Origin of the sequence: Rhodococcus sp. PSBB066 (genome assembly GCF_017068255.1) — a bacterium.
In the GTDB taxonomy this organism is placed as follows: domain Bacteria; phylum Actinomycetota; class Actinomycetes; order Mycobacteriales; family Mycobacteriaceae; genus Rhodococcus; species Rhodococcus aetherivorans.
Genome location: NZ_CP070859.1, coordinates 5127836 through 5144287, shown reverse-complemented (window position 1 = coordinate 5144287; position 16452 = coordinate 5127836). Strand labels below are relative to the sequence as shown.

Below are 16452 nucleotides of genomic sequence, written 5' to 3'. Positions count from 1 at the left end.
GCGCGAGGATGGGCATCGTGTGGAGCGCGAGGAGCCGGGGACTGCGGGGCGAGGGATTCATTCGGGCGGTGGCCGGGCCGGTGGTCGCCGTCGCGGTGCTGACCGGGTGCGGGCCGTCGGTGGTCGACGAGTCGACGGACGTCGCCACCGTGGTCGTCGGCGCCGGAGACGACGCCGCGAGCGAACTGCTCGCCCGGATCTACGCGGGCGCCCTGGCCGGTAGCGGGACCCGGACCGAACTGCGCACCGGGCTCGGCGGCCGCGCCGACTACCTCGCGGCGCTGGACGCGGCCGAGGTGACCCTCGTGCCGGACTACACCGGACGGCTGTTGCGGTACTTCGCCCCGGCTGCGACGGACACGGACGCCGAGGACGTGTTCGAGGCGCTCGCCCGATCCCTGCCCGACGACATGGCGATCACGGACTACGCTGCCGCACAGGATCGTTCGGTGCTGTTCGTCTCCGACGCCACCGCCGCCCGGCTCGGTACCACCGAGTTGGCCGGGATCGTCGGCCGGTGCGGCGAGCTGACCGTGACGGTCACGGGCGGATTCGAGGAGAACGACGGACTGCGGGACATGGCCGAAAGAGGCTGCGTCCCAGGCCGTGTCGAAACCGACGACGCGCCGGGGCCCGCGGCCGCGGACGGCGGGGGCGTGGCCGCGCTGACGACCGCCTCGGCCGCCGCGCGCGACGCGACGGGCGTCGCGCTGCAGGATACGCCGGACCGCGCGCCCGGATCCGGTCCGGAGACCGGAACCGGCACGGAGCCACCGGTGTTCACCGCACAGAACGTCGTCCCGGTGTTCCGCAAGCACGTCCTCGAGGAACGTCAGCTCGAGGCCCTGAGTCTCGTCGCGGGGGAGCTGACCACCGCCGACCTGGCCGAGATGCTCGACCGGATCGGCGGCGGCGAGGACTCAGCCGTCGTCGCGCAGGCGTGGCTCACCGAGCACGTGTGAGCGCAGGAAGGCGCCGAGCTGTGCCACCGCGTCGGCGGCCTCGCCCACCAGCGCGGCCTGCAGATGGGCCACGTGCCACAGTTCGCGCTGCTCGGTGACCGTCACGTCCACCCCCGCCTCACGCAGCTTCCGGGCGAACTCGGTGACCTGCGGGTACAGCATCTCGCCGGTGCCGACGTGGATCAGCGTCGGCGGCAGGCCGGTCAGGTCTCCGCGCAGCGGCGCGTAGCCGGGGTCGGAGGCGTCGCGGTCGCCGAGATACGCCCGCGCCGACGCCGAGATCCAGGCGGCGTTGAGGACCGTGTCCCGGTCGAAGGGGAAGTCCCGCGAGGCGGGATCGACCCAGGGCGCGATCAGCCCCAGGGCGGCGGGTCGCACCCCGTGCCGGTCGATCAGCCGGCGCGCCGCCGCGACCGTCAGGCCGCCCCCGGCCGAGTCGCCGGCGATCGGGGCGGTCTGCGGGGTCACGCCGTGCTCGGTCACCAGCTCGAGGTACGCACCGACCGCGTCGTCCAGTGCGGCGGGGTAGGGGTGCTCCGGGGCCAGCCGGTAGTCGAGCACGTACACCGCCGAACCCGAGGCCGCGGCCAGGTGCGCGGCCAGGGACCGGTGCGTGGCGGGCGAGGCCACCGTGTACCCGCCCCCGTGCAGGTACAGGACCGCGGTGGGACGTTCGGTGGCGCCGACGGTGACGCGTTCGGCGGGCCGGCCCGCGAGCGTGACCTGCCGCACCACCGTGCCCTCGGGCAGGGTCTGGATCGGCGCGACGAGCTCGAGCAGCCGGCGCTGGACGGGGTACGGCAGCCGCGCGTTGAGGGCGAGCCGGTAGGCCGGCCGCACCGCGGCCCGCACGACGGGCAGGGGGAGCTGGGGCATGACCGCGACCCTAGCCCTTCGGCACGAAGCGGCCACTGACGAATGCGACGACACGCTGATAGGACGGGCCCACCACGCGCACCCAGGCGTCGAGGAACTTCGCGTCGGCGCCGATGAGTACCCGGGCCCTGCCCCTGCGCACGCCCTCGACGATGGTGCGGGCCGCGTCCTCCGGGCTGGTGCGGGCCAGCTTGCGGTCGAAGAACTGGGCGAAGGACTCCTGATCGTCGCCGGCCGGGACGGCGGCGTTGCGGGCGATCGCCGTCTTGATGCCGCCGGGGTGCACGCAGGTGACCTTGACGGGGTGCCGGGCGACCAGCATCTCCTGGCGCAGCGCCTCGGTGAAGCCGCGGACGGCGAACTTCGCGGAGTTGTAGGCGCTCTGACCGGGGATGGCCAGCAGCCCGAACAGGCTCGAGACGTTGACGATGTGGCCGTCCCCGGACGCGACGACGTGGGGCAGGAACGCCTTGGTGCCGTTCACCACGCCCCAGAAGTCGACGTCCATGATCCGCTCGATGTCCTTGAACTCCGAGCGTTCGAACTCGCCGTGGTAGGCGATGCCGGCGTTGTTGTAGATCTGGTTGACCTGGCCGAAGTGGACGGCGACGGCGTCGGCGTAGTCGAGCACCGCCTCGCGCTGCGTGACGTCGAGGTGATCGGCCTTGACCTCGGCGCCGAGGTCGCGGGCCCGGCGCACAGTCTCGTCCAGCCCGGCGGTGTCGACGTCGGACAGGGCCAGCCGGGCGCCGCGCCGGGCGAGCTCGAGCGCCAGGGCACGGCCGATGCCCGATCCGGCGCCGGTGATCACGGCGACCTTTCCTGCGAACTCGCTCACTGCGCTGCCACCTTCCGGGTGTCGGTCTCGTCGGAGTCACGGACGGTCGCCGGCGTCTGCGCCGGGACCGGGGGGAGGTCCGCCGCGGCGACGCTGCGGTAGGCGTCCAGGTCGAAATGCTTGGTGATGCGGCGGAATTCGAACGTGAAGCTCGGCCACAGGGTGGTGTTGTTGCCGTGCTTGTCGAGGTACCAGCTGGCGCAGCCGCCGTTGCTCCACACGCTGCGCTTCAGGGCGTCCTGCAGGTTGCGGTTGTATTCGCCCTGCACCTCCGGGCGCACCTCGACGGTGCCGATCCGGTGGCGGTCGATCGTCTCGATCGCGTCCACCAGGTAGTTCAGCTGGGATTCGATCATGTACACCATCGAGGTGTGGCCGAGTCCGGTGTTCGGTCCCACGAGGAAGAACATGTTGGGGAAACCGGCGACGGCGGCGCCCTTGTAGCCCTGCATGCCGGTGGCGTCGAAGACGTCCGCGAGGCTGCGGCCGTCCTTGCCGAAGATGCCGGCGAAGGTGGGCGAGTCGGTGACGTGGAAGCCGGTGGCGACGACGATGGCGTCGACCTGGCGGGTGGTGCCGTCGCGGGTGACGATGCCGTCCGCGGTGACCTCGGCGATGCCGTCGGTGACCAGGTCGACGTTCGGCCGGGCCAGCGCGGGGTAGTAGTTGTTCGAGATGAGCATCCGCTTGCAGCCGATCCGGAAGTTCGGGGTGACCTTGCGGCGCAGCTCGGGGTCGGTGATCTGGCGGCGGATGTGCGCGCGGGCGGCGAGCTCGAGCGGCTTCATGAAGACCGGTGCCTTGGCCAGGCCGACGACCTGCGTCTCGCGGGTGAGGTACTGCAGGGCGCGGGACAGGCGCTGGAACCCGGGTACGCGGCGGAACGCGAGCCGCTCGACGGGGGTGTATTCGCGGTCGGCGCGAGGCAGCACCCAGGGAGCGGTGCGCTGGTAGACGTCGAGGTGGGCGACCTTGCCGGCGATGGCGGGCACGATCTGGATTGCGGAGGCTCCGGTGCCGATCACGGCGACGCGCTTGCCGGTCAGGTCCGCGTCGTGGTTCCACCGGGCGGAGTGGAAGATCTCGCCCCGGAACCCTTCGATGCCCGCGATGTCGGGCAGCGACGGCTCGCACAGCGCCCCGACGGCGGAGACGACGATCCGGGCGTCGAACGCACCCTTGGTGGTCTGCACGTCCCAGCGGTGGGTGGCGGTGTTCCAGCGGACGGTCTGCACGTCGCACCCGAACACGGTGCGGCGGCGTACGCCGTACCTGTCGGCGACCGAGGCGATGTAGGCCTGGATCTCGGGCTGGGGGGAGAAGGACCGCGTCCAGCCGGGGTTGAGGGCGAACGAGTAGGAGTACAGGTTGGACGGGACGTCGCACGCGGCGCCCGGGTACGTGTTGTCGCGCCAGGTGCCGCCGACCTCCGATCCGCGCTCGAGGACCACGAAGTCCTTGCCGGCCCGGGTCAGTCGGACGGCGGCGCCGAGTCCGGCGAACCCGCTGCCGATGATCAGCGTGTCGACCTGACGCGGGTGCGCATCGGTGGCGATGGTGTCTGTAACCGGAAGACTCATGTAAATAAGCGTAGGGCCATATTGAGCGCCGGTCAATAGCCTGTTGACTGCGATTCAACAAGAGTGTTTGCATGGCATCTGTGAAGGGCAACAGCAGCAAGCGCACCAGGCGGAGTCCCGCCGAGCGGCGGGCCCAGCTCGTCGACCTCGGCGTGCAACTGCTCGCCGAACGGCCGCTCGAGCAGATCTCCGTCGAGGACATCGCCGACCAGGCGGGGGTGTCGCGCGGGCTGCTGTTCCACTACTTCGCGTCCAAGCACGACTTCCACGTCGAACTCGTCCGGCACACCAGCCGGGACATGCTCGAGCGCACCGCACCCGACGACAGCCTCGGACCGATGGAGATGCTGCGCGGCACGATCGTCGCGTACGTCGACTACGTCACCGACCACCGCGACACCTACCTGTCGATGCTGCGCGGCACCGCGAGCGGGGACCCGGACATGCGGCAGGTCTTCGAGGACACACGCACCGCCATGGTCGATCGCACCGTCGCGTACCTGCCCCGCATCGGCATCGACGCCGGGCCCGCCGTCGCCCTGGCCGTGCGCGGCTGGATTGCGTTCGTCGAGGACACGACGATCGCCTGGCTCCGGGACCCGCAGCTCACCCGCGAGGAGTTCGTCGACCTCGCCGTCGCCGCCCTGCCCGCGCTCGCCCTCGCCGCGGGCGCACCGAATGTCACAGCGGTTCGATCTGAGTGAACGCGTGTGACATTCGGTCACGTCCCGGGGGGGCCGGAAACGGCGCGAGCCGGGCCGGCCGCCCCGAAGGGCAGGCACGACCCGGCTCGCGTGAGAACCGCGGGGCTACCGCCGGTGACTACCGGCCGAACGCCTTCTCCAGGATCTCCTGCTGCTCGACCGCGTGAACCTTGCTCGAGCCGGAGGACGGAGCCGACATCGCGCGCCGCGACGCCCGCTTGATGCCCGACAGCTTCTCGGGCAGCATCTCCGGCAGCGCCAGACCCAGGAACGGCCACGCACCCTGGTTGGCCGGCTCCTCCTGCACCCAGAAGAACTCGTGCGCGTTCGGATACCGGTCGAGCGCCTCGGCGATGCGGCGACGCGGCACCGGGTACAGCTGCTCGATCCGCAGGATCGCGATGTCGTCCCGCTTCTCCTTGTCCTTCTTCGCCTTCAGCTCCCAGTAGAGCTTGCCGGAGGTCAGCAGGACGCGGGTGACCTTGTCGCGGTCGCCACCCTCGTTCTCGTACAGCGGCTCCTCGAACACCGAGCGGAACTTGCCGGTGGTGAAGTCCTCGAGGTCGCTGACCGCGGCCTTGTTGCGCAGCATCGACTTCGGCGTGAACACCACCAGCGGGCGGCGGATGCCGTCGAGGTGGTGGCGGCGCAACAGGTGGAAGTAGCTCGCCGGCGTCGACGGCATGGCCACCGTCATCGACCCCTCGGCGCACAGCTGCAGGAACCGCTCGATGCGGCCCGAGGTGTGGTCCGGGCCCTGGCCCTCGTGGCCGTGCGGCAGCAGCAGCACCACGTCGGAGAGCTGACCCCACTTGGCCTCGCCGGAGGAGATGAACTCGTCGATGATGGACTGGGCGCCGTTGACGAAGTCACCGAACTGCGCCTCCCACAGCACCAGCGCCTCCGGGTTGCCCACGGAGTAGCCGTACTCGAAGCCCAGGCCCGCGAACTCGGTCAGCGCCGAGTCGTACACCATGAACTTGCCGCCCTTGCCGCCCTCGGCCGCCACCTGCTGCAGCGGGGTGTACTCGGCACCGGACTTGCGGTCGATGAGCACCGCGTGGCGCTGGGTGAAGGTGCCGCGGCGCGAGTCCTGACCGGCCAGGCGCACCAGGGCACCCTGCTCGACGAGCGAACCGAACGCCAACAGCTCGGCGTACGCCCAGTCGATGTGGCCCTCGCGGGACATCTCCCGGCGCTTCTCGACGACCGGCTTGACGCGCGGATGCACGGAGAAGCCCTCGGGGACGTTCACGAACGCGTCGCCGATCCGCTCGAGCACCGACTTGTCGACCGCGGTGGTCAGCTTCGCCGGCGGCGTCTGGTCGAGCTCGACCGACTCCGACGGTTCCGGCTTGTACTTCTCGAGCTCGCGGACCTCGTTGAAGACCCGTTCGAGCTGGCCCTGGTAGTCGCGCAGCGCGTCCTCGGCCTCTTTGAGCGAGATGTCGCCACGACCGATGAGGGACTCGGTGTAGCTCTTACGGACGCTGCGCTTGGTGTCGATCACGTCGTACATCGCCGGCTGCGTCATCGACGGGTCGTCGCCCTCGTTGTGGCCGCGACGGCGGTAGCAGATCATGTCGATGACGACGTCCTTGTTGAACTTCTCCCGGAAGTCCACGGCCAGCCGGGCCACCCACACGCACGCCTCCGGGTCGTCCCCGTTGACGTGGAAGATCGGCGCGCCGATCATCTTCGCGACGTCGGTGCAGTACTCCGACGACCGCGAGTGCTCGGGGGCCGTGGTGAAGCCGACCTGGTTGTTGACGACGATGTGCACGGTGCCGCCGGTGCGGTAGCCGCGCAGCAGCGCGAGGTTGAGGGTCTCGGCCACGACGCCCTGGCCGGCGAACGCGGCGTCGCCGTGCAGCAGCAGCGGCATGACGGTGAAGCCGCCCTCGCCCTTGTCGAGGATGTCCTGCTTGGCGCGCACGAGGCCTTCGAGGACCGGGTTGACGGCCTCGAGGTGCGACGGGTTCGCCGTGAGCGACACCTTGATGTCGTTGTCGCCGAACATCTGGATGTAGTTGCCCTCGGCGCCGAGGTGGTACTTGACGTCGCCGGAGCCGTGGGCGGCGGCCGGGTTCAGGTTGCCCTCGAACTCGGTGAAGATCTTCGAGTACGGCTTGCCGACGATGTTGGCCAGCACGTTCAGGCGGCCGCGGTGCGGCATCGCGATGGCGACCTCGTCGAGCTCGTGCTCGGCGGCCTGGTCGATGATCGCGTCCATCATCGGGATGACCGACTCGGCGCCCTCGAGCGAGAACCGCTTCTGGCCGACGTACTTGGTCTGCAGGAAGGTCTCGAACGCCTCGGCGGCGTTGAGGCGGCTGAGGATGTACTTCTGCTGCGCCACGGTCGGCTTGACGTGGTGCGCCTCGACGCGCTCCTGCAGCCACTGCTGCTGCTCGGGATCGAGGATGTGGGTGTACTCCACGCCGACGTGGCGGCAGTAGGCGTCGCGCAGCACCGACAGCACGTCGCGCAGCTTCATGCGCTGCTGACCGTGGAAGCCGCCGACGTTGAACTCGCGGTCGAGGTCCCACAGGGTCAGATCGTGCGTGGTGACGTCGAGGTCCGGGTGCGACCGGAACTTGTCCTTGACGAACTGCAGCGGGTCCGTGTCGGCCATCAGGTGGCCGCGGCTGCGGTAGGCGGCGATCAGCTCGAGGACGCGGGTGCTCTTGTCGACCGCACCTTCCGGCACGTCCTTGCGCCAGCGGACCGGCTCGTAGGGGATGTGCAGCGTGTGGAAGATCTCGTCGTAGAAATCGTCGCTGATCAGCAGGTTGTGGACGGTCCGCAGGAAGTCGCCGGACTCCGCGCCCTGGATGATGCGGTGATCGTACGTCGAGGTCAGCGTCATCAGCTTGCCGACGCCGAGCTCGGCGATGCGCTCGTCCGAGGCGCCCTGGAACTCGGCGGGGTACTCCATCGCACCGGCACCGATGATGGTGCCCTGACCCGGCATGAGCCGCGGTACCGAGTGCACGGTGCCGATGCCGCCCGGGTTGGTCAGCGAGATGGTGACGCCGGAGAAGTCCTCGGCGGTGAGCTTGCCGTCGCGCGCACGACGGACGATGTCCTCGTACGCGGAGTAGAACTGCGCGAAGTTCATCGACTCGCAGTTCTTGATCGCGGCGACGACGAGCGAACGGTTGCCGTCCTTGCCGGCCAGGTCGATGGCCAGGCCGAGGTTGGTGTGCGCGGGGGTGACCGCGTTCGGCTTGCCGTCGATCTCGGCGAAGTGGCGGTTCATGTTCGGGAACGCCTTCACCGCCTGCACGATGGCGTAGCCGAGCAGGTGAGTGAACGACACCTTGCCGCCGCGGGTACGGGCGAGGTGGTTGTTGATGACGATCCGGTTGTCGACCATCAGCTTCGCAGGGATGGCGCGCACACTGGTGGCGGTCGGGATCGAGAGCGAGGCGTTCATGTTCTTCGCGACGGCAGCGGCAGCGCCACGGAGAACCTTGGACTCTTCCTGGGTGGCCGGCGCGGCGGGCTTCGCGGGGGCCGGCTTGGCCGGCGCGGCGGGCTTCGCGGGGGCCGGCTTGGCGGCGGCGGGCTTGGCCGGTTCCGGAGCGGGAGCCGCCTTGGGTGCCGGTGCGGGCTTCGCCGGGGCAGTAGCGGCCTTCGGCGGAGCCTGGGCCGGGGTGGCCTTCGAGGCGGGGGCGGATTCGGTGGAGGTCGGGGCGGAACTCTGCGCCGGACGCTGGGTCTGCGTGGCGCCGTTCGCGCCACCCGCGACCGCCGCCTCCGGGGAGTAGTCCGTCAGGAATTCGTGCCAGCTGGCGTCCACGGACGACGGATCGTCCTGGAACCGCTGGTACATCTCGTCAACCAACCACTGGTTCTGTCCGAACTGGGAAGTAGAGCTGCTGCTCACGGCAGTTGTTCGCCTCGTTTCTTTCTTCGGTACCCGATCGGAGTGCCTATGTATATGAGGCTAGCCCGCGGCTGTGACGAACAAAAAAGCTCTGCCACGGTCGAGACCTACCTCACAATCTCTGATTCGATGGGATCCCCATCGACGACGGTTCTCGACAGCCGATTATTCCCTGCCCGCATTTGGGCCGCATCACAGAGGGTCGTGTACACGCCTCCGGCGTGCCGCAGTGCGTCGTGCGATCCGGTCTCCACGATGCGCCCGCCGTCGACCACGACGACCAGGTCGGAGCGTGCCGCGGTGGCCAGCCGGTGGGCCACCACCACGGCGGTGCGGCTGCGGGTCACCGACTCGCCCGCCGCGAGCACCGCCCGTTCGGTGCCCGGGTCGAGCGTCGCGGTGGCCTCGTCGAGTAGCAGCAGGTCCGGATCGACGAGTTCGGCCCGGGCCAGCGCCACGAGCTGACGCTGCCCGGCGGACAGGCCCTGCCCGCGCTCGCCGACGGGATGCAGCATGCCGCCGGGCAGACCGGCGATCATGTCGAGGGCCCCCACCGCGCGTGCGGCGGCCTCGATGTCCGCGCGGTCCGCGTCGGGCCGCCCGTAGGCGATGTTGCTCGCGACGGTGCCGGTGAACAGGTGCGCCTCCTGCGGGACGACGCCGAGCCGGGCGCGGTACTCGGGCAGGCGATACCCGCGCAGGTCGACGTCGTCGACCCGCACCGAGCCGGACGTCGGATCGTAGAACCGGGCCAGCAGCTTGACGATCGTGGACTTGCCGGCTCCGGTGCGGCCGACGAGCGACACCGTGGAGCCGGCGGGGAAGTGCAGGTCCACGCCGGTGAGCGCGTCGGTGTCGGCCCCCGCGTAGCGGAACCCGACGTCGTCGAGGCGCACGTCGCCGCGCAGGTGTCCCGGGACGGGCACCGTGCCGGTGCCGCCCGTCTCGAGGGAACTCTCGGTGCGCAGCAGGTCGCCGATCCGGCGCAGCCCCACCCGGGCCTGCTGGTAGCCGTCGAACACCTGCGACAACTGCTGGATGGGACCGAACAGCAGGCCGAGGTAGAGCACGAACGCGACGAGCACGCCCGCGGTCGTCGCCCCGGAGGCCACCTCCCGGGCTCCGACGAACACCACCGCGGCCAGCGCGAGGTCGGACAGCAGCGCAATGAACGGGAAGTACAGCGAGATGGCCCGCTGGGAGCGCATCCGGCTGCGCCGGTACGCATCGGCGCGCTCGGCGAACCGGCGGGCCGCGAACTCCTCCCGGCGGTAGGCCTGGGCCGCCCGCAGCCCGGTGACGTTCTCCTGGAAGTCCGCGTTGACCAGGGAGATGCGTTCGCGGGAGACCGAGTAGGCCGTGGACGAGACCCGCCGGAACCACAGCGTCGCCGCGAGCAGCGGCGGCACCACCGCCAGCGCCACCAGCCCCAGGGTGAGGTCGGTGGCGAGCAGGGCGACCGAGATCCCGACCAGCGTCAGCACGCTCACCACCGCGGTGGACAACCCGGTCTGGATGAACGAGGAGAGCGCGTCGACGTCCGTGGTCATCCGGGTCATGATGCGGCCGGACAGCTCCCGCTCGTAGTAGTCCAGACCCAGCCGCTGCAGGTGCGCGTAGCTGCGCACCCGCAACCCGAACAGCACCCTTTCGCCGGCGCGGGCGGTGAGCACGGTGAGCACCGCGACCACCAGCCAGGCCAGGAGCGCCAGCGCGGCGCCCACGGCGGTGGCCGCCCACAGCCGCGCGGGTTCGCCCGGCGTGACGCCGCGGTCGACGGCGTAACGCACGATCGACGGGAACGCGATCGACGTCAGCGACTCGACCGCCAGGCACAGCACCACCGCCGCCAGCAGCCCCCGCACCGGCCGCAGCGTCCGGGAGAGGCGGAACTCGGGGTCGGGGCGCCGCAGCTGTGCCGTGTCCAGCCCGGGGTGCTCGGTGGCCGGGGGCAACGCCTCGACCGCCCGGCGCAGCGCCGGCGTGGGGGCGATCGACCCGAGGGCGCCGCTCATCGGACCGCCGCCGCGGCCACCCCCGCCCGGCCCCGCCTGCGGCGCGGCCGCCCGGACCGCGGCCGGATCGGAGTCGGGCGCCGCCTCCGGCCACAACGCTTCGACGCCGTACCCGTCGGCGCGGTCCGGCTTCGGCGTCTCGTCCTCGGCGCCACTGAGCAGGGCCCGGAACAGGGCATTGCGCGCCTCGAGTTCGTGGACGGTCCCGGAGTCGACGACGCGACCGCCGTCGAGCACCGCGACCCGGTCGGCGAGCGACAGCGTGGACCGCCGGTGCGCGAGGATCAGCGTGGTGCGCTTCGGGCGCGCCCGCAGCGCCGCGAAGATCGCGGCCTCCGTCTCCGTGTCCACCGCGGAGGTCGCATCGTCGAGGATCAGCACCCGGGGGTCGAGCAGCAGCGCCCGGGCGAGCGCGACGCGCTGCCGTTGCCCACCCGACAGCGTCAGACCGCGCTCCCCGACGACGGTGTCGTACCCGTCGGGGAGCGCCTCGACGAACTCGTCGGCGCACGCCGCCCGCGCGGCGGCGCGGATCTCCTCGGCGCTCGCCTCGGGCCGGCCCAGCGCGATGTTCGCCGCGATCGTGTCCGAGAACAGGAACGGTTCGTCGAACACCAGGCTCACCGCCTCGCGCAGGTGCTCGGCGCGCAGGGCGGCGACGTCGATCCTGTCGCCGTCGGCGGTGGTGACGTACACGGCGCCGGATTCGGGGGCGTAGAACCGGGGCAGCAGCAGCGACATCGCCGTCTTGCCGGAGCCGGCGGAGCCGACCACGGCGACGGTCTCGCCCGGCGCCAGTTCGAGGTCGAGACCGTCGAGCACGGGCCGGCCGGGCTCGAAACCGAACGTCACCGTGTCGAGGACCAGCCCCAGCGGCCCGTCCGGCAGCGGCACCGGATGCGGCGGGTCGGCGACGTCGGGCTCGGTGTCGATCACCTCGTACACCCGCTCGACCGCGGCGCGGGAGAGCTGCGCCATGATCACCACCGAGAACAGCGTGCGCGTCGTCGCGGTCATCGTCGCCAGGTAGGCGGCGAACGCGAGGAACGTGCCGACGGTGACGGTGCCCTGCAGGGCCAGCCAGCCGCCGAGCGCGATCACGGCGACGAGCCCGAGTTGCGGGATGGCACCCATCGGGGCGGCGAACGTGGCGTTGATCCGGGCGGCGCGCATGCGCTCGGCATAGAGGGCGCGGCCGTGCTGTTCGAGCTGGTCCACGGCGCGGGCCTCCTGCCCGAACCCCTTGACCACCCGCACCCCGGTGACGGTCTCCTCCACGTGCTGGGCCAGGTCGGCCGCGCGTTGCTGCGCCGACCACGTCGCCGCGAACAGTTTGGGCCGGACGACGGCGACCACCCCGGCGATCACCGGGACGGTGACGAGGGCGACGAGGGTCAGCAGCGGCGAGAGCACCGCCATGATCACCAGCGCCAGCGCGAACTGCAACAGCGCCCCGGCCGACATGGGGACCATCGCCAGCAGGCCCTGGACGAGTTGCAGGTCGGTGATCGACCGCGACACCACCTGCCCGGTGCGGATCTGGTCCTGGCCGCGCCCGTCGAGCCGCTGCAGCGAGGCGAGCAGCCCGAGCCGCAGGTCGTGCTGCACGTCCAGCGAGAGCCGGCCGGCGAGCATCCGCCGGCCGTACTGACACCCGAACCGCACCAGCGCGCCCACTGCGATCGCCGCCGCCGCCAGCCCGATCAGCTGCAGGTCGTGGCCGTCGGGGTGGGTGGCGCTGTCGAGCGCCAGCTTGGTCAGCAACGGGAACGTGATGTCGATCAGTGCGGCGACGACGGTGACGGTCAGCGCGCCGAGCGCGACGCGGCGATGCTGCCAGGCCTCCGCGCCCAGCCGACGGATCCAACCGGGGGAACGCGCGTCGTGTGCCATCGTCTTCCGACATTAGCGCCGGCCGGGGACACGGGAGGATTCTGCGGCGAGGGGGTGGTTGTTGCGCCCACCACTCGATCGATGCCGCAGCAACCTCCCCTTCGCCGCGAGAACCGCCGTCGGACTCAGACGATGTCGCGGGTCCGGGTGCGCCACCAGCCGAGGCCGCAGATCAGCGCGGTCCAGCCGAGCAGCCCCAGCGGCGCCGCCGGCCACGTCACGGCCGGGTCGACCTCCTCGGGCAGGTCGATGACGGTGAAGACCGTGTACCAGGTGAGCTGCCCGGGCAGCAGCCGGGCGAGTGCGCCCGCCCCGAGGCCGTCGAGGATCAGCGAGACGATCAGCTCCCCGAACGGGATCCAGGCGGTGATCGCCAGGACGCTGCCGGCCGTCGACCCGGTGAGCAGGCCGAGCCCGGCGCCCATGAGGGCCCACAGCATCGCGGCGAACAGGCCGGCGCCGAGGACCGCGGCGACACTGCCCGCACCCGAGCCGTCACCGGCGAGACCACCGCCGAACATCAGGATGGTCAGCATCGACACGGCCTCGACCACCACGCAGTACAGCAGCCCGAACGCGACCGCCGTCGTCAGCTTGGCGGCGATCACTCCGTCGCGGCCGCGGGTGGTCAGGAAACTGGTGACGATGGTGCGGTGCTGGAACTCGCTGCCCGTGTTGACCACCCCGAACAGCGCCGCGAACAGGAACACCAGCGCGAGCGCGACGCTCACCCCGATCGCGGCGGCGGCGGTCTCGGCGAAGCTCTCGCCGACGAGGCTCTCGAGCGTGCCGAGGATCGGCAGGGTCAGCGCACCGGAGAACAGGCCCACCACCACCGGGGTGATGCCGAGGATCCACCAGTAGCGCAGGCCCAGGACCTTGCGGAACTCGGCCGTCAGCAACGCGGTCATCGGGGTCCCTCCCAGCCGGTCGGCGAATGCTGTTGCCCGGGCGGAAACGGCCCGGGCGGCGGGAACTGTCCCGGGTAGGGCGGCTGCTGCGGGGGCGTCGGCCCCTGCATGCCCCACCCCGGCGCGGCCCCCACGTACTGCCCGGCCGTCATCGCCAGGAACACCTGTTCGAGGTCGGCGTGCTCGACGCTCGTCCCGAACACCGTCACGCCGTGTCCGGCGGCGAGCGCCGCGACGCGCTCGGGCTCCACCCCGACGATCGCGAGCCGGCCGTCCGGCTGCACCTGCGCGTCGGTGTGGCCCGCCGCGGCCAGCGCCGTCGCCAGGCGGGCCGGGTCGGAGGCGGCGACGAGGACCCGCGCGCGGTGCGCGTGCCGCAGGTCCGCCGTCGTGCCCTGGTGCACGAGCATGCCGCGGCTGATGATCACCAGACGGTCGGCCGTCTGCTCGACCTCCCGCAGGATGTGGCTCGAGATCAGCACGGTGCCCCCGGAACGCGCGTAGCCGAGCAGGAAGTCGCGCAGCCAGGCCATGCCTTCGGGGTCCAGGCCGTTCGCCGGTTCGTCGAGCACGAGGTAGCGCGGTTCGCCGAGCAGCGCGGTGGCCAGGGCCAGCCGCTGCCGCATGCCGAGGGAGAACTCGCCGATCCGCCGTCGGGCGGCCGCGCCGAGCCCGACCAGGTCGAGAACGTGCCGCACCCGGGCCGCCGGCACGCCGATCGCGGCGGCGTACACGTCGAGATGGGTTCCGGCGGTGTGCTTGGGATGGAAGCTCTGCGCGTCCAGCACCGCACCGACCACCCGCGCCGGCTGCGGCAGCGAGGTAAAGGGCATCCCGTCGACGAGCGCGGCACCGGCCGTCGGGCGCACCAGACCGAGCAGCATCCGCAGGGTCGTCGTCTTCCCGGAGCCGTTCGGTCCGAGGAATCCCGTGATCGATCCCGGCGGGACGGAGAACGACAGGTCCGACACCGCCGGCACGTTGCGAAAGGTCTTGCTCAGCCCCTGCACGGCGATGCCCGGCGGCGGCGCGGCCGCGTTCGCGTACCCGGCGCCGGCGACCGGCCCCGTCGGGAACGGCGCTGTCATCGATACCCTCCCTGGTGTGGGCCCCTGCTCGGACCCCGCGAGCCTACGTGCCCGGCGCGGCGGACCGGGAGAAGGACCGGTCGAGGAAGGGAAGCACCAGTTCGAGGAATTCGCTCGGGGCGTCGAGCTGCGGGCAGTGCCCGGCGTCCGGAATGATCGCGACCCGTCGCCGGGCCCCGGTGTTCACCCGGCCCGCGGCGCGCGCCGGGGTGATCAGATCCCGCTCGCCCCACACGAGCAGCGCCGGCACGGTCAGGGAGTTCACCATCTCGGGAATCGGCAGCCGGCCCAGTTCGGGGATCACGGCCCGGCCGACGGCCAGCATGGTCTCGATGCTGCGCCGCGTCGCGTAGTTCGCCGCGAACGCGGTGCGCGTGTCGCCGCCCAGCCGGTCCGGGCGGTGCAGCGCCGCGCGGGTGTACAGGGCGGCGACGGCGAACTGCACGAGCGCCGGCGGCACGGGCCGGGACAGCGCGCGCGACACCATGTCCAACGGCAGCCGCGCTCCGCCCAGCCAGCTGCGCGGTATGCCGGCCATCCCCGGCATGTCGGCGAGTACGACGCCGTCCACCCGGCGCGGATACGTCGACGCGAACGCCAGCGACGTCACCGCTCCCAGCGAATTGCCGATCAGCGCAACCGGATCCCGGCAGTCGGCGATCACGTCGGCGACGGTGTCGACGTAGTGGTCCAGTACCGGCGCCCGCCAGTGCCCGGCGCTCCGGCCGAACCCCGGCAGGTCGACGGTCAGGACCCGGTGGCGTTCGGCCAGGGCCGGGGCCACCTTGCACCAGGTGCCCCCGTGATCGGAGTATCCGTGCAGGAGGACCACGGTGCGCGGGCCGGATCCGCTCTCGCGCACGAACACCGTGCCCGCGGACATCTCACCAGCCGGTCAGGGGAGAGGACAGCGCCTGCCAGTTCGGATCGCCGTCCGGCCCGGTGGCCGGTCCGGCGAGCGGCGGACGCTTCGCCGGCCACTGCGCCGGCGGCGGGCCGAACGCATCGCGCGCGTTCGCGATGACCCGCTTGCCCAGCGCGCGGTTGCCCACGCCGCCGATCGCGGCACCGATCCCGGCCGGCACCAGCTTGCCGAACACGAGGGCGCTGCGCTTGGCGAGGTACTTGCGGACGAACGTCCGCGCGAGCGACTTGTTCACGGACCTCAGCTGGGCGCCGGGGATCTTGCCGGTGATCGCCGACGTCCACGTCTTCGCGGTCGTGCCCGTGGCCCGCTCGACGATCTCCATGCCTGCCTCACCCAGTGCCACGGCGAGCACGAGGGCGCGGCGCTGCTCGTGTTCGTGCGGTTCGATCCCGTGCACCGACGCCACCGCAAGCGTCAGCAGCGCGGCAGCCTCGAGGAAGAACGCGGTTTCGGCGCCGACCGCGGCGATCGATGCGAGCGTGCCGATGCCGGGAACGGTCGCGGCGGCGCCCGCCGCCGTGCCGCTGCCGGTGACTCCGTTGAGGAAGATCTTCTCCAGCCGCGCAATGATCTGCTCCGGAGTCTCGCCGGGATGGGCGCGCCGCGTCAGTTCGACGTAGCGCGCCACCGCGGGCGCCTGCAGCCTGCTGCCGTTGTCCAGGAGCGTGACGAGATACTTCTCCACGCGTCCCACCCTGTCGGTCATCGTTCCGTCCTCGATCCTCCCGGCCCTCCCGGGCCTGCATGCGCCGCCGTGAGTCCACG

The 16452-nt window shown here is 71.5% G+C and carries 11 protein-coding genes; 2 read left to right on the top strand and 9 right to left on the bottom strand.

Annotation, left to right across the window (positions count from 1 at the left end; translation table 11 throughout):
- Positions 1 to 8 precede the first annotated feature (8 nt).
- Positions 9 to 962, top strand: coding sequence for a glycine betaine ABC transporter substrate-binding protein (locus JYA75_RS23295; protein WP_050034870.1), 954 nt, complete (start codon positions 9 to 11; stop codon positions 960 to 962).
- Here JYA75_RS23295 and JYA75_RS23290 read toward each other — a convergent pair.
- Genes JYA75_RS23290 through JYA75_RS23280 form a run of 3 tightly spaced genes read right to left on the bottom strand, consistent with a single transcriptional unit; the run spans position 921 to position 4256 of the window.
- Entirely contained in the window at positions 921 to 1838 is a 918-nt protein-coding gene (locus JYA75_RS23290) for an alpha/beta hydrolase (RefSeq protein ID WP_185713671.1), read from the bottom strand. The genes JYA75_RS23295 and JYA75_RS23290 overlap by 42 nt on opposite strands.
- Positions 1839 to 1848: 10 nt before the next feature.
- Entirely contained in the window at positions 1849 to 2676 is an 828-nt protein-coding gene (locus JYA75_RS23285) for an SDR family NAD(P)-dependent oxidoreductase (protein WP_006938739.1), read from the bottom strand.
- Complete coding sequence (locus JYA75_RS23280) at positions 2673 to 4256, bottom strand: NAD(P)/FAD-dependent oxidoreductase (RefSeq protein ID WP_161995677.1); 1584 nt, start codon at positions 4254 to 4256, stop codon at positions 2673 to 2675. The genes JYA75_RS23285 and JYA75_RS23280 overlap by 4 nt, the downstream gene beginning before the upstream one ends.
- 71 nt (positions 4257 to 4327) lie before the next feature.
- On the opposite strand from JYA75_RS23280, the gene JYA75_RS23275 reads away from it, so the two are divergent.
- A complete protein-coding gene (locus JYA75_RS23275) occupies positions 4328 to 4960 on the top strand; it encodes a TetR/AcrR family transcriptional regulator (RefSeq protein ID WP_203329434.1) in 633 nt (210 codons plus the stop codon).
- A 118-nt stretch (positions 4961 to 5078) separates the two neighbouring features.
- Here JYA75_RS23275 and JYA75_RS23270 read toward each other — a convergent pair whose 3' ends face one another.
- The 6 genes from JYA75_RS23270 to JYA75_RS23245 form a co-directional block, all read right to left on the bottom strand.
- Entirely contained in the window at positions 5079 to 8852 is a 3774-nt protein-coding gene (locus JYA75_RS23270) for a multifunctional oxoglutarate decarboxylase/oxoglutarate dehydrogenase thiamine pyrophosphate-binding subunit/dihydrolipoyllysine-residue succinyltransferase subunit (RefSeq protein WP_168579383.1), read from the bottom strand.
- Between the two features lie 107 nt (positions 8853 to 8959).
- Positions 8960 to 12760 carry an ABC transporter ATP-binding protein gene (locus tag JYA75_RS23265; protein ID WP_206003468.1) on the bottom strand — a complete coding sequence of 1267 codons (3801 nt, stop codon included), beginning with the start codon at positions 12758 to 12760 and terminating at the stop codon, positions 8960 to 8962.
- A gap of 125 nt (positions 12761 to 12885) precedes the next feature.
- A complete protein-coding gene (locus JYA75_RS23260; RefSeq protein ID WP_006938729.1) occupies positions 12886 to 13671 on the bottom strand; it encodes an ABC transporter permease in 786 nt (261 codons plus the stop codon).
- Complete coding sequence (locus tag JYA75_RS23255; protein WP_050034873.1) at positions 13668 to 14759, bottom strand: ABC transporter ATP-binding protein; 1092 nt, start codon at positions 14757 to 14759, stop codon at positions 13668 to 13670. Before JYA75_RS23255 ends, JYA75_RS23260 begins: the two co-directional genes overlap by 4 nt.
- Positions 14760 to 14802: 43 nt before the next feature.
- Positions 14803 to 15642 carry an alpha/beta hydrolase gene (locus JYA75_RS23250; RefSeq protein ID WP_161995674.1) on the bottom strand — a complete coding sequence of 280 codons (840 nt, stop codon included), beginning with the start codon at positions 15640 to 15642 and terminating at the stop codon, positions 14803 to 14805.
- A 1-nt stretch (position 15643) separates the two neighbouring features.
- The gene (locus JYA75_RS23245) at positions 15644 to 16393 is read right to left on the bottom strand and encodes a hypothetical protein (RefSeq protein WP_029542508.1); all 750 of its coding nucleotides are present in this window, start codon (positions 16391 to 16393) and stop codon (positions 15644 to 15646) included.
- Positions 16394 to 16452: the final 59 nt, after the last annotated feature.

Coding starts and splice junctions, on each gene's coding strand:
- JYA75_RS23295 (WP_050034870.1), top strand. CDS start 9: ATGGGCATCGTGTGGAGCGCGAGGAGCCGGGGACTGCGGGGCGAGGGA.
- JYA75_RS23290 (WP_185713671.1), bottom strand. CDS start 1,838: ATGCCCCAGCTCCCCCTGCCCGTCGTGCGGGCCGCGGTGCGGCCGGCC.
- JYA75_RS23280 (WP_161995677.1), bottom strand. CDS start 4,256: ATGAGTCTTCCGGTTACAGACACCATCGCCACCGATGCGCACCCGCGT.
- JYA75_RS23275 (WP_203329434.1), top strand. CDS start 4,328: ATGGCATCTGTGAAGGGCAACAGCAGCAAGCGCACCAGGCGGAGTCCC.
- JYA75_RS23265 (WP_206003468.1), bottom strand. CDS start 12,760: ATGGCACACGACGCGCGTTCCCCCGGTTGGATCCGTCGGCTGGGCGCG.
- JYA75_RS23260 (WP_006938729.1), bottom strand. CDS start 13,671: ATGACCGCGTTGCTGACGGCCGAGTTCCGCAAGGTCCTGGGCCTGCGC.
- JYA75_RS23255 (WP_050034873.1), bottom strand. CDS start 14,759: ATGACAGCGCCGTTCCCGACGGGGCCGGTCGCCGGCGCCGGGTACGCG.
- JYA75_RS23250 (WP_161995674.1), bottom strand. CDS start 15,642: ATGTCCGCGGGCACGGTGTTCGTGCGCGAGAGCGGATCCGGCCCGCGC.
- JYA75_RS23245 (WP_029542508.1), bottom strand. CDS start 16,393: ATGACCGACAGGGTGGGACGCGTGGAGAAGTATCTCGTCACGCTCCTG.